Annotated in this window: 12 protein-coding genes; 5 read left to right on the top strand and 7 right to left on the bottom strand. The window is 57.9% G+C overall.

All coding sequences use genetic code 11. The features are described 5' to 3' along the window. Window positions 1–188 precede the first annotated feature (188 nt). On the top strand, window positions 189–884 hold the full coding sequence (locus tag NW849_RS11625) for a hypothetical protein (protein WP_414357768.1): 696 nt from the start codon (window positions 189–191) through the stop codon (window positions 882–884). A 141-nt stretch (window positions 885–1025) separates the two neighbouring features. On the opposite strand, the gene NW849_RS11630 is transcribed toward NW849_RS11625, so the two are convergent. From NW849_RS11630 to NW849_RS11660, 7 genes are all read right to left on the bottom strand, one after another. Further along, entirely contained in the window at window positions 1026–2351 is a 1326-nt protein-coding gene (locus NW849_RS11630) for a class I SAM-dependent methyltransferase (RefSeq protein ID WP_414357769.1), read from the bottom strand. A 54-nt stretch (window positions 2352–2405) separates the two neighbouring features. Next, window positions 2406–3518 carry a glycosyl transferase gene (locus tag NW849_RS11635; protein ID WP_414357770.1) on the bottom strand — a complete coding sequence of 371 codons (1113 nt, stop codon included), beginning with the start codon at window positions 3516–3518 and terminating at the stop codon, window positions 2406–2408. A gap of 82 nt (window positions 3519–3600) precedes the next feature. Next, window positions 3601–4500 carry a DMT family transporter gene (locus NW849_RS11640; RefSeq protein WP_414357771.1) on the bottom strand — a complete coding sequence of 300 codons (900 nt, stop codon included), beginning with the start codon at window positions 4498–4500 and terminating at the stop codon, window positions 3601–3603. Beyond that, complete coding sequence (locus NW849_RS11645; protein WP_414331950.1) at window positions 4500–4847, bottom strand: hypothetical protein; 348 nt, start codon at window positions 4845–4847, stop codon at window positions 4500–4502. Before NW849_RS11645 ends, NW849_RS11640 begins: the two co-directional genes overlap by 1 nt. Window positions 4848–4907: 60 nt before the next feature. Beyond that, the gene (locus NW849_RS11650) at window positions 4908–5189 is read right to left on the bottom strand and encodes a hypothetical protein (protein ID WP_011432432.1); all 282 of its coding nucleotides are present in this window, start codon (window positions 5187–5189) and stop codon (window positions 4908–4910) included. A gap of 142 nt (window positions 5190–5331) precedes the next feature. Further along, the gene (locus NW849_RS11655; protein WP_414357772.1) at window positions 5332–6408 is read right to left on the bottom strand and encodes a leishmanolysin-related zinc metalloendopeptidase; all 1077 of its coding nucleotides are present in this window, start codon (window positions 6406–6408) and stop codon (window positions 5332–5334) included. Between the two features lie 146 nt (window positions 6409–6554). Further along, window positions 6555–7025 carry a hypothetical protein gene (locus NW849_RS11660; RefSeq protein WP_414331929.1) on the bottom strand — a complete coding sequence of 157 codons (471 nt, stop codon included), beginning with the start codon at window positions 7023–7025 and terminating at the stop codon, window positions 6555–6557. A gap of 590 nt (window positions 7026–7615) precedes the next feature. Here NW849_RS11660 and NW849_RS11665 point away from each other — a divergent pair. The 4 genes from NW849_RS11665 to NW849_RS11680 all read left to right on the top strand — a co-directional run. Further along, on the top strand, window positions 7616–8584 hold the full coding sequence (locus tag NW849_RS11665; protein ID WP_414357773.1) for an isopenicillin N synthase family dioxygenase: 969 nt from the start codon (window positions 7616–7618) through the stop codon (window positions 8582–8584). An 18-nt stretch (window positions 8585–8602) separates the two neighbouring features. Then, entirely contained in the window at window positions 8603–9277 is a 675-nt protein-coding gene (locus NW849_RS11670; protein WP_414357774.1) for a cysteine hydrolase family protein, read from the top strand. A 34-nt stretch (window positions 9278–9311) separates the two neighbouring features. Next, the gene (locus tag NW849_RS11675; protein ID WP_414357775.1) at window positions 9312–11519 is read left to right on the top strand and encodes a phosphoketolase; all 2208 of its coding nucleotides are present in this window, start codon (window positions 9312–9314) and stop codon (window positions 11517–11519) included. Window positions 11520–11608: 89 nt separating this feature from the next. Next, window positions 11609–12465 (top strand): AAA family ATPase (locus NW849_RS11680; RefSeq protein ID WP_414357776.1); only part of this gene is annotated, 857 nt, incomplete at its 3' end.

The following is a 12465-nucleotide window of genomic DNA, read 5'->3' on the forward strand; positions in this document are numbered from 1 at the left end:
CCTGCTCAGAGATAGGCAGGATGCGATCGCTTCTTTCCTGAACCATGTTCAGGAGAGTTCAGCGTGAATGTATCAGACAGGCAACTGCCCTTGAAAAGGCTTGAATGAGAACTACAGCCATCACTTGCTCTCGCCCGCCGCAGCTTAATTTTCCTCCCCAGCGCTGGCTGTGGAGTTGCTTCGGGGCCATGGCCATAACAGCTCTCACGGCTGTTGCAGCTTGGGCCCGGCCTGTGTTGGAAGTACGCATGACCCTGGGTTTGCCCATCAGCCCCAACTACTGGTACGTGGTGGCCCTCAGCCGGGCCGGTAGCCCCGGTCCCACCGCCAACTTGGTGGATCCCAACGTCCGTGTGGGGCCCAACGAGTACACCTTTGTGCGGGACTGGGATTACCTCATTCGGGTTACCCCCCTCAACGAAGAGTCGGTCTTGCAGGCCACCATCCAGCGGTTTGGAGAGCCGGAACGAGAGTTTGCGGTCGGCTTTAACCAGGTACGGGTCAATCGCCTCACCCGCGACCGCGATACCCTCAACTTCCAGATCGATATCTCCGAGCTGCAGGGTCTCGATGGGCGGGATCAAGATATTCAGGTGGCTCTGCTCACCGCTCGCGCCCCCTTCCGTGTGGCCCCCGAAGAGACCAATCTGGCCATTGATGCCACCCGGGGAGATTTGCCCAACTTCTATCGCCTCAGCCTGTCCAATCAGCGGCAGGTGGTTGTGGATGATCCCCAGCGACAAGAGACGGTGCGCCGCAGCCGCGAATTGATCCAACAAAGTGGCTCCGGAGCTGCCCTCACTCGCGACCTTATCGAGGGCGGGGCTTTGGAGATTTTGGCCGCCAACATCCTCACCTTCGAGCTGCGCCTGGTGGATCGCTAGAGAGGGATCTCTTCCCATCTGACATCTGCCCAAGACCGTTCTTGCAGCCCGGCAGAGCCTCAATCCCTCAATAGTCGTTCCAAGTTGCCGTGAACCGGCCCATTGGCTTCCCTCTACCCTTGGGAGAAAGGCTCGGGGATCTCAAGCGATTGGAAAAACTCCTTCTCCTGGAACGGGTGCAGGATCCAACATCACAAACAAAAACGACTCCAGCCCTGCCAGGTAGGTGAGCACCTCCTCCTGGGCCGCTTCCGGCTCTAACGTGTTGACCTGAGCTGCCTGCTCAATCATGGCCTTCACCGGCGTTGGCCCCTGCAACAGGGATCCCAGCCAGGCCATCTGAGGAGCTGGAATGGTTAGGCGTCCATAGCTAGCCCCCGGCCAATTCATGGCAAACTCCAGCTTCTTCTCGTAGGCTTTGGCGAAGTTTTGGCGAAATTCGACGTTGTCGGTCAGGATGGGGTTAAGCTGCACCCTGCCCCCCAGCCAATCGGCGTCGCTCCAGGGCAAGACCAAGGAAGAGCCGGGGTGTTCCGCCCAAAAGTCAATGAGGCGATGGTTGGGGTAGATCAGCTCATAAAAGTGATTTTGATCCGCAGGCGAGAGCTTGTCCAACTCAGCTTGCAACCAGGGGGGCATGGCCCTCTCCTTGAACAAAAGCGCCGGATCCCAGTCGGCATAGTCCACCAGACAAACCAGGCCCAGCTCAGCTTCCTCGAGCATGCGCATCAGGTCGGGGATCAGGAAGCCCTTGTCTCCTGGCAAGAGGTAGTTGGCCCGGATGTTGGTGTCGTCTTTGTAGATCTCAGGGTTCCAGCGCAGGGCTGCCCGCATTTCGTCCGAGGCCAAACTGGCCATGAATTCCCGTACCCGCTGACAGGCCTCAGGAGTGGGTAGATCAAACAGCCCCAGCAGCCGAAACGCCTCTTGTAGGCGAAAGATCACCTCCCGCTGGTAGGCGTGGTGCAGGTTGGCCCGCAGGATCCCGTCAGGTTTGAGAACCCGCTTGAGGGCTTTTAGCCCCGCCACCGGATTGTCCAGCAGATAGAGCACATCGTTGAGGCTGATGAAATCAAATTCCAGCCCCAACTGTTCGATGTCCAATAGGTTGAGAACATGGAGCTCCACCTCCCCGAAGCCGTGGTAGCGCAAGCGTCGCTCCGTCACCCGTACCGATTCTGCTGACAGGTCGCACACCACCAGCCGCGCCCCTGGATTGGCCTCCGCCAGGATCAACGTTTCCCAGCCCGAGCCGCAGCCAGCATTCAAAATGAGAGCGCCTTCGCTGGGCACAATGGCGCGGGTGCGGGCGTATTGGGCGGTGGTCAAACTTAGGCGGTACAACCCGTCAATGGCGTTGCGGCCCGAGGCCTCAATGGAAACATTGGGGTAGGGCAGTTCTTCGTACAGTTGCCGCAAAGATTCCGCAGTGCTCCGCACCGCTGACCCGAACGAGCTGCTGGCCATAGGGCTCCACACCGCTACCGTGAAGGGATCCGCTGCAGAAAGCTGCCCCCTATCCTACCCGCGATCCCTCCCCCGCAGGAATGCCTCTAAGGCCGCAGCCAGGGTTTCATTCCCCTGGAGATCCAACCCATCCGGCCTCTGGGGCGGGTGGGCGGGATCCCGCAAAAAGTCCCAGGATCCTTGAAAAAACTCCTCTGGCGAGAGAATGCGATGCCAGCCATAGCGCCGCAAACCCTCAACCAGCAACGGTGACTCAGCAAACCCAGAGCGGGTAACACAGGCCATAGGTGTGCGGCTGCGCAGGGCCTCCGCCAAAGTGCCATAGCCCGGCTTGGACACCACCCAGCGGCAGAGGGGCATCACATCCACCGGTCGCCACACCCGCCCATCCAAAACCCGCAAGTTGGGCAAGGGGGGAGCCTCCCAATCAAACGTGAGAAACTGCCAGTCGGGAAAATCTTGGAGCCGCTCGTAAGGAAACCCCTGCACCCCCAGCCCGCCAAAGGTAAACAAAGCCCTGGGTTGCTCCGGGTGTAACCCCAACTGGGCGGCGACCTCTTCTGGTGGGTAGCGGGGATCCGATCCCGTCAGCCCCACCTCCCGCTGATGCGGGAAGGCGCTAGTGCTCCGCACCGCTGACGCGACCATGCTCTCGCTAAAGGGCAGGCGAAACAGAAGGTCACATTGCCCATAGAGCTCCCGAACCCAGGCCACAAACGGTTGAAACTCCGGGCCATACTCCTGATAGATGAAATCCCAGCCAAAATTACTGGCCATCCAGCAGGGGATCCCGGCAGCCTGGGCAATGGCTACAGCAATGGGCGGCACATCCGCCAACACCAAAGGCACCCCCTGGGCTCGAATGAAATCCGCTTCTTCCCGAATAAGCTCCGCAGCGCTGGCTTTGAACGCCTTGAGGGCGGCCAACGTAGTCGGCAGATCGGCCTGTAGCCCATCCGGCTGCACCACCCCCACATCCAACGCCCGCGGTCGATGGAGAAACTTCCCCTCTACATAGCGCTCCAGGAGCCAGCGGGGTGCCGGCGTGACCAAGATGGGCAGAACATGGGGATCCCGCCGCAGCAAAGCATTCACGACCGCCGCCAGACGGGTAACGTGCCCAAACCCGTGAGCTGTTGCCGCCACATACAGAGGAACGGGATTCATTGTGCTCTGCACCGCTAACGCGATAGGACTCCGTCCCGCTAACGCGATAGGACTCCGTCCCGCTGGCGCGAACGCAACCGCCTCAGGACAGAACAGGATCCGCGGGGGGCTTTTCCCTATGGGATCCCCACAGGTTACTCGCCAAGATCAAGCCCAGGCCCACCACAGATCCCAGCGCAATCGTCTCGCCCAACAGCACCGCAATCAACCCCAACGACAAAAAAGGCGTCACATACACCCAGTTGGCCAGGGATCCCCGATGGCCCGCCAACTCCAGAGCCCGCAGCCAAAATACAAAAGTCAGGCCCATCTCCGCCAGACCAATGTAAGCCGCCCAACCCAGCCCCGCAACTGTCCAAGAGACCTCCTGCAACGGCAGCAGCAGCAGACCGTAGAGGCTGCCAAAGAGAAACCCCATGAATAGTTTCAGCACCGCATCTCGCCCATCCCGCACATTGAGCAGCCAGTAGAGCGCCCAGAGTCCAGAGCTGCCCACCGCCAGCAGCACCCCCCAGGGATCCTCCACCTGCAAGGTGCCCCAGGATCCCCCCGTAGCCACCAGCACCACTCCCAGCAGGCTCACCCCCAAGGCCAACACCAGCCGCCAGCGAAAGCGCTCTCCCAACAGCGGCACCGCCAGAAGAGCCAGCACCAGCGGCCAAGTGTAATTCAGAGCCATCGCCGCCTGAGCCGACAGACGGTCATAAGCCTGGAACAACACCCCATAGTAGCCAAGGGGGTTGAGCAGCCCCTGAAGAGCCGATAGGCGGACTTGGGATCCCTTCTGCCTGCCGATCAACCTCGCCCGCCCTGTAACCACCAAAACGATCCCCAGGATCAGGCAAGAGCTAAAGGCCGAAAAAATCAGCAGAACCGTCGGCGACAGGTACCGCAACCCAAACTTAAAAGCGCTGGCAGCCGTGGCCCAGCCCAAGATGGCCGCCGCCAAGTAAACATAGGCTCGCCAGGGATCCCTAGGCATCAAAAGCTGTCGAGATTGCTGTCCTCTGGCTTCGACTTAGCTCCGGTGGGAAGGCCCAGCCGCGGTGCCACCACCCAGGCATAGAGCAGATAGCCCAGCCCCGCCACCACTGCCCACCTGAGAACGGTGCCGAAAACCCGGAAGAACAGCCCGACCAGAAGAATACAGCCCAGAATGGCGAAGACCGTCACCAGTGGACGCCCCCAAGTCTCAACCCAAGCTCGGACGGCACTTTTCCCCTGAGACGCAACGGATGTTCCTGGATCCCCAGAGGCCGCCGCCGCTTGCTCCAGTTCACGCTCAAGCTGTTTCAGCCGTTCTTGTTCTGAGAAAGAGAGATCGGACATAGAGAGCAGTCTCCAGCGGTGTCACCTCCATCTTACGAGCTGCTCCCGAAGATGGGCAGACTAAGCCCGCGCCGAAGGGATCTCCTGAACCATAGCCCGGAACACATCCAAAGCCGGGCCAGGGCGACGGTTAGGACGCGGAGCCGAGATCTCATTGGGCACAAAAGGCTTCTCCACCACCACCTTGGGCTTGTTGGCAGGAGCAGTTGCTGTAGCCGCAGGAGCAGAGCTGGGAGAAGCTGGTGCAGAACGAAAAGGCCCGGTAACAAAATCCACCAAGCCGCCGAAGAGAATGCCGAAGAAGGAGAACAGGCCGCCGAAAAGCTTCTTGAGGATACCCATAGCTAATTGCAAAGAGATGAGGTGAGAACTTGTCGATGTTGAGAACTTGTCGATGCTATGTCGATGTTGTGAAGTTATACAACTCGACCTTCATTATTGTTAAAAGGTAGCCTCTTGGCCATGAGTAGATATACTCCTTTTCTTAGGCCTGGGGATCCCCCACCCGCCTGCCCTCGGCGTCAAATCGCTGTAGGGGTAGGGTCAACTCCAGCTCCTGCAGTTCCAAAGGCTGAGGGATCCCTCTACTGCGCCCCAAAGCAAAGCCATCCGCCGCTGCTGGATTCACCTCATAGCCGATATCTGCCATTGCTCCCACCGTGAGAATGCTCAAGGGGTTGGCTACCCCCCGGTCGATGCGGCTGGTCATCAGCTCGCGGCCCAAGACGCTCTCCCGCCAATGGGAATCTCGGGATCCCTCCCCAAACTCGTTTTCTAAAGGAACAGAGGGCGCGTTTCCTCCCAGCGTGGCGAAGGCGCTGACCGCCCTGGGGCCGATAAAGCGGGGATCATAGCCAGGGGGCGTAGGCTGATCCCGTCCCACCAAGCCCACCGTTAGCCCCTTGGGATCCCAGACGATGGGCAAGAAGCCCAAGGCATGGCCCAACTCGTGCAGGGCAGTAATGGGCAGATCCCCTCGTTCTTCCAGGGCAGATAGATTTTGACTGTTGAACAGAACTACGGAGTAAAAAGGCAGACCATTAGAGGCCCGTACAAAACAGGGAGCAGCTCCCCCCAAAATTCGCTCGTCGCCGAGGTTTCTGGCCCGCACCTCCACCAACAGATCGTCGATGGGGAAATTGAGTGGCGTGCTGGGAAACCCTCGATCGCATTCGTCGGCCCGAATGGTGGTGGGGGGCAGATCCGGCTGGTCACCAACGATGATCTGTTGCCAGCGCAGAGCGGCATTGCGGACGATCGACTGCTGGGTGGGGGTGAGACTGTTGTCGGGAAAGCGAACGTCAATGGTGAACTGGGAAGCAGGCGCAGTCGTTGGCGAGGGCAAAGAGGTAGGAACGACAGTCGGAGTAGGGGTGAGAACGACAGTTGGAGTAGAAGTGGGAATGACGGTTGGAATGGGAGTGGGAATGACACTCACAGAAGAGGAGCCACCACTTCCCCCGCAGGCCTTGAGCGCCAGTACCAGAAGCACAGCCACCAGGGATCCAAGCAGGCGCAGGCCCCACACTCTGCCCAAAAGCAGTCGCTGCCTTGAATTCACACCACCTCCCAAAAAGCCCCATGACCCAAGTGGATCATACCGGCTGCAACCATCCTCCCGAGCATGATTTGCGTCACACCGCACCGGTCAACTTCAAGGCCAGGAAGAGATGGGTTTGGAGGTCTATATTTTCAGGTCAGGATCTCTCAATCTGAGGAGTCGGAAGAGTTTTCCTCTTCTATGCCCCAGCCCGCAGCCAAAACATCCACCGCTGCCCGCAGCGCCTGGTTATCCCCCAAGAGCTCCTCGGGATCCGAACGCGGCTCCACCAGGGGAACCAAGCGCAGAATACGTCCGTCCTGAACCAAGTCGATAACCACGCCCGGCTGCTCCTTGCCCAGGTTGGCAATCTCTTCTTCGGAAGCGGGATCCCGCAGACAGGCATAGTCAAAGCTGTTCACATTTAAGTAGAGGCTACGGTTTACCACCAGTGTGGCAGCAGTGGGATCCTGAAAAACATCCACCACGCAGCCTTCCCCTTGCTTCCGCACTGAGCCATCGACGATATCGAAGTAGCGAACACGGGCCAAATCGGATAGGAGTCGGTAAATATCCCGCTTGTTCACCAAAGTTCCCGTATTCACAATACAGGGGGCACAGGGATGAGTGTCTGTCATAGAGCAGTCGGTCTCGAAAGGTCAACAGATTGAGAGTAGGCAAAAGGAAAGCAACATCAACAGTGTCTGCAAACTATCTCCGAAAACATCAGTCCTCGGCAATTCTAGGCGCGGTTATAGCTGACAAGCAACAGAGACCCCAACTTAATCCCTAACTTCACAAAAACTTTAATCGGCTAAAGAGGGAAGAAGTAGCCTGCCCTGCCTTACCAAGTTAAGCCACTGCAACAACAGAACAACTCCCTCCATTTCGCCTACCCAGGGCTCAAACTGCTCTTGGGGAAAACTCAGTCATAACTTTGCTTTTATCGACTCTATCACAGCCTTCCCGAAAAGGGCACAGGTCACTACTAATCACTACTAAGGTGCAATCTCCAGGCAAAGGCAACAGAGGTTTGGCAGGGTTTTACCTACATCTTGTGGGAAGGTGAATAGCCGAGCGGCTTTAGACTCTAGATATCGCAGATGGGCCCCGAACAGACCGTCTTCGATTCAGAACTCTCCCCTTGGCTTCTTAGGAAGGATAGCATAGGACACCAAGCCCGCTGCCTAGAAATAGCGTTGACTCTTCGCCAGAGACGACTTCTGCCATGGCAACCACTCCCCAACGCCAGACCCTGCCGGTTGTCGATTTTGCCGCCTTTCAAAACGGAACGGCAGGTGAGCGGGAGCAGTTTGTCCGCCAGGTGGGGGAAGCGCTGCAACAGATTGGCTTTTTTGCCTTGGTCAACCATGGCCTATCGCCGGAATTGATCCGGGAAGCCTATGAAGCCGCAGAAGCCGTTTTTCTTTTGCCAGAGCCAACCAAGAGAGCCTATGAGGATCCGGCGCTGCTGGGGCAACGAGGGTACACCCCCTTTGGCAAAGAACACGCTAAAGATCATCCCTATCCTGACATGAAAGAGTTTTGGCACATCGGGCGCGAAGGGGATCCCCACCTTCCTGCCAACATCTGGCCTCGGGAGGTGCCCCAATTTCGCAGGGTGATGGTAGAGCTGTTCGCCCAACTGGAAACCTGTGCCCAGGGACTGTTGCAAGCGATCTCTCTGTATCTGGGGGAGCCTGCCGAATACCTGCCCAAAGCGGCGGAAGGAGGAGCCAATCTCTTGCGGGTGATTCATTATCCGCCCCTTCCCGCTGAAGCCCCTCCCCAGAGTTTACGAGCTGCAGCCCATGAAGACATCAACTTGATCACGCTCTTGTGTGAAGCCACCGCGCCAGGGCTAGAACTTCTGCAACGAGATGGATCTTGGCTGCCCATTTCGGCTCTGCCCGGTCAGATCATTGTCGATGCCGGGGATATGCTGCAAAACCTCACCAATGGCCTGCTGCGCAGCACCACCCATCGGGTGACCAACCCCGACAACCCTCAAGAATGCCGCTTTTCCATTCCCTTCTTTGTGCATCCGCGGCCAGAGGTGGATCTCACGCCCTTGCCGACTTGTGTGGCCCGCACCGGCGGGATCCCTCGGTTCCCTTCCCTGACTGCCGGAGAATACTTGGCCCAGCGGTTGAGGGAAATCGGCCTGGCCGAGGCAGGATCCCCGCCCCAGCATTGATCCCAACTGGGGGTCTCTATGTTTCGGATCCCGGCCTTGCCCTACGAGTATGAAGTTCCCGGCCTGTCTCAGTTGGCCCTGGTGATCATCGATATGCAGCGAGATTTCCTGGAGCCGGGCGGCTTTGGGGAAATGTTGGGCAACGATGTCACCCAACTGGGATCCATTGTGTCCACCCTGAAGGGGCTGCTGGACTTTTGTCGTCAGAAGGGCCTAACCATCATTCACACCCTAGAGGGTCATCAGCCAGATCTCTCCGATTGCCCGCCCAGCAAGCGCAAACGCGGCAAGGGATCCCTGACCATTGGGGACGAAGGCCCTATGGGGCGGATTTTGATTCGCGGAGAGCCGGGCAACACCATCATCCCTGAGCTTGCTCCGCTTGCGGGAGAGATCGTCATCCCCAAACCCGGCAAGGGGGCTTTCTACGCCACCGAGCTGCAAGCAATCTTGCAAAAGCGCGGCATCACCCACCTGCTGTTCAGCGGAGTAACCACAGAAGTCTGCGTGCAAACCACAATGCGCGAGGCCAATGACCGCGGCTATGAGTGCCTGCTGGTGGAAGATTGCACCGCCAGCTACTTCCCAGAGTTCAAGCAAGCCACCCTGGAGATGATCCGGGCGCAAGGGGGCATCGTCGGCTGGACGAGTTCTGCTCAGAACATCCAAAAAGCGTTATCGGGTTTACAGTGAGTGTGAATAACCCAACAAGCGTGAGGCTGAACCGATGACACTGGCTCAGGAGGCAACTGCCCAAGTCCCCGCCTTTTGCGAAGGGATCCAGTACTTCGGGGATCCCTGGCCGGAATTCGACCGCCTGGGCCAGGCCCCTGCAGTGGATGCCGGCACCGGGAAACTGAGGGATCCCGGCAGTCGTATGGCCGCCTACCAAACCTTGCTCTATGCCGATGCCTTGCGCTACCTCACCCTGCAAATGACCGCTAGCAAAGCCTCAGGCCACCCAGGGGGATTTGCCAGCCAAGCAGAAGCCTATGCCGCTCTGGTGTACCTGGGCCAGAAGAACATCCCCACCGAAGTTGGGCACCACGCGCCGGGCTTTTACGCGGCCATGTTTTTGGATGGATCCCTGGCCGAGATGGGCATCCACACCGTCGCCGACCTGCGGGCCCGTTTTCGAGAGCGGGAAGGGCTGTTGGGTCACCTCTCTGGCTACATTCCCGGACTGCTGGCGCCGGCTGGGCCGCTGGGGCAGGGGCAGCACTTTGCCATGGCGGGGGCATTACTCTACCCGGATCGCCTCTTCCCGGTCACGATTGGGGATGGCGGCCTGGGAGAGCCCTATGTGATGAGCTCCATGATTCACTTCCACACGGCTTTCCCGCAGCGCACCAACTTCCTGCCGGTGCTGGTCTGGAACGGCTACAGCCAAGAGCACCACAGCATGATCTCCACCGCCAGCAACGCCCAGATGGCCGAGTATTGGCGGGGCAACGGCTTTGAGAAAGTGATTCTGGTGGACGCCAAAGACTTCGACGATGCCCAGCAGCCCGGCCCCTATGTCGATAGCACCCAGTTTTCCCTGGAAGCCCGCATTGCCTTTGCCCAGAGGGTGCTGATCGAAATGGAGCGAGCCATCCAATCAGCCCTGAGCGGACAATTAACGGTTTTCATCCTCAAGCAACTGAAGGGGGCTGGGGTACATGCCAAGGGATCCAAGTCCCACAACCTCTACGGCCACCACACCCTGGATCACCCGGACATTGTGGCGGCTCTGCGGGCGCGGGCCTTACATCCGGCAGCTTGGGCCCTGGTGCGACAGAACTGCGAGCGGGCCGCCGGGGGGCCAGCCGCCAAAGTGGCGGTTACAGAGTTCGTTCGGCCCCTTCCACCTCTGGGATCCCTAAACCTAACGGAGTTTCCCCTGGGGGACAAGCAGGTTTCCACCACGGCCATCGGATCCCTGGTGGTGCAGGTGGGGCAGAAAGATCCCGACTTTTTGGTGGCCAATGCCGACGGCAACGAAGCTTCCGGCATCGCCAATGTGAACCAAGGTCTCAAGGTGATTCACCCCACGGTGGATCCCCTCTACAACCAACAGCCCCAAGGACAAGTCTATGAGCCCCTGAGCGAAGATGCCTGCGCAGGACTGACGGCGGGCCTGGCGCTCTTCGGCGGACGCTCCCTGTGGTGCTCCTACGAGTCCTTTGCCGTCAACGGCCTACCCATCTGGCAGACAGTAACCCAAGCCATGGCGGAGCTGCGCCGGCCCACCCCCTCGGCCATTGCCCTCTTCACTGCCGGCGCTCTGGAACAGGGGCGCAACGGCTGGACCCACCAACGCCCGGAAATTGAAGCCTACCTGGCGGCCATGATGCGCAACGGCAACATCTTTCCCCTCTTCCCGCCGGATGCCAACTGTGCCCAAGCTGCCTACGAATGGGCCCTATCCACCTGCAACAAAGGGATCCCTATCATCGCCAGCAAAACCCCCCTGCCCATCCGCACCACCCTCGAACAAGCCCGCCAAGCAGTAGAGCAGGGCTGCATCGTCCTTCAGGAACTTCCTGGATCCCGCACCGTGGTCTTTGCCGTGGTGGGGGATATGATTCTCCTGCCCGTGTTCGAGGCGGCTGAGCAGCTCCAAGCCCAAGGGATCGGCTGCAAAATCGTCTCGGTGATTAACCCCCGCCGTCTGTATCGCCCCGGCGACGTGGCTTGGTCCACCTGTGCTCAGCCAGATGGGGAATTCATGTCCGACCAGGAGTTTGCCGCTTGGTTTGCCGGCGAGGCCCTCATTGGGGTAACAGGCGGATCTAGCCTGATGCTCGAACCCTTGATGTTGCGCTATGCCGGCCCGCGGGATTTCTTCGCTTGGAAACGCGGGGAAACCACCGCCACCCCCGCCGAATTGATGGACTACAACGGCCTGACAGCTCAGGCACTGTCAGAACGAGCCAAGCAACTGCTATGCTGAGGGCAAGCTTTCAATCTACCAAGGGATTACCCCAGTTTCACACTTCGAGAAGTTCTAAGTGTCAGTTTTTTGTTTACCTTTGTCGTCCTATGGCCAGTGCTAACTCTCTTCGGGAGAAACTTGAGAAAATATCTCCTAGCGAAAAAACTGAGCAAGTTATTGTCCAGTATTTTGCCAACCCTCTCCTCTACGAGCTGGGCTTTGACGATCTAGAGATTAGACCTCAATTTGAGACAGGCTGTGGAAAGGTAGACTTTGCAGCACGGAAGAATACGGAAGCTACGGATATTTTTTATAACTCCCAGAAAAATCCATATCTTTTTTTAGAAGTCAAATCTAGAACATATGACCTCAGTGAAGGCTCTTCCACTTACGAAGAAGCAGTAGATCAAGTAAAAGGATACCTATCTAGAGAGCGCTCTAAGTCTGCAAAGTGGGGAATAATCACAAACGCGAGTTACATCCAGATCTGGAGGAAGCATGGAAAAGTCGTCCACCCTGCTACAGCAAACTTATCCATTAATCCAGATAACATTGAGACCATAGTACGTGATTTGCGAAACAAGCTAGAAAACTATGAGCGTGCCTTGACTATATGTGTGTACAATAACAAAGGAGGCGTAGGCAAGACAACGACTGTCATCAACTTGGCAGCAGCACTTGCAGCAAAGGGAAAAAGAGTCTTAGCTGTTGATTTTGATTCTCAGGGAGACTTGACAAGAAGTTTTGGCCTTTCTCCTGGAGAGATTACGCTAACACAATGCTTGAAAGATCCAAAGATAGATGTTCATAGTATTATTCAATCGCTTAGCTATCCAATCAATAATAGGTTCCCCTATATCTTTGACTCAACTCTCGACATTAGCTTTGACATTATCCCAAGAGACCCTGAGCTGGAGACGTTGACCGACAGCCAGTCGCTAGCATATATCCAAAAGGGAACCCG

This window comes from Synechococcus sp. R55.3 (assembly GCF_047461975.1).
Lineage (GTDB): Bacteria > Cyanobacteriota > Cyanobacteriia > Thermostichales > Thermostichaceae > Thermostichus.